This window comes from Mesorhizobium sp. M7A.F.Ca.CA.002.15.2.1 (genome assembly GCF_003998715.1).
GTDB classification, from domain to species: domain Bacteria; phylum Pseudomonadota; class Alphaproteobacteria; order Rhizobiales; family Rhizobiaceae; genus Mesorhizobium; species Mesorhizobium ciceri.
In genome coordinates, this window is sequence record NZ_RZPI01001298.1 from 1 (window position 1) to 392 (window position 392).

Below are 392 nucleotides of genomic sequence, written 5' to 3' on the forward strand. Positions count from 1 at the left end.
CGCGGAAGTAGAGCGAACGGAAATAATAGCGCTCGACCTCGCCGCTCGACGGCAGCCGGAACTCGGCCAGCCGCGCCGTCCATTGATGCAGCGTTTCCTGGTCCGGCGCCCTGAAGGCAACATGGTGAACCGCACCGGCACCTTGCCGTGCCGGCGCCAGTCCCGGCTGCACCAGGACATGCAGCTCCGCCGCCGGCCCGCCCTCGCCCATTTCGAAGACGTGAACCTGGCCCTCCGGCGAGGCATAGTCGCGCGCCTTGCGCATGTTCATCACCGTGGTCACCACCGCCTCGGTGTTGGTGATGTCGGGAACGCTGATGACGATCGGCCCGAGCCCGCGGATCTGGTGCTCGGCCGGTACCGGGCTTTGCGCCCAGGGATGGCTGCCGCCC

The 392-nt window shown here is 68.4% G+C and carries 1 protein-coding gene; it reads right to left on the reverse strand.

Going from position 1 to position 392, the window contains the following annotated elements; translation table 11 throughout:
* The coding region (locus tag ENZ74_RS34235; RefSeq protein WP_206522431.1) for a VOC family protein at nucleotides 1-392 on the reverse strand (392 nt) is incomplete at both ends.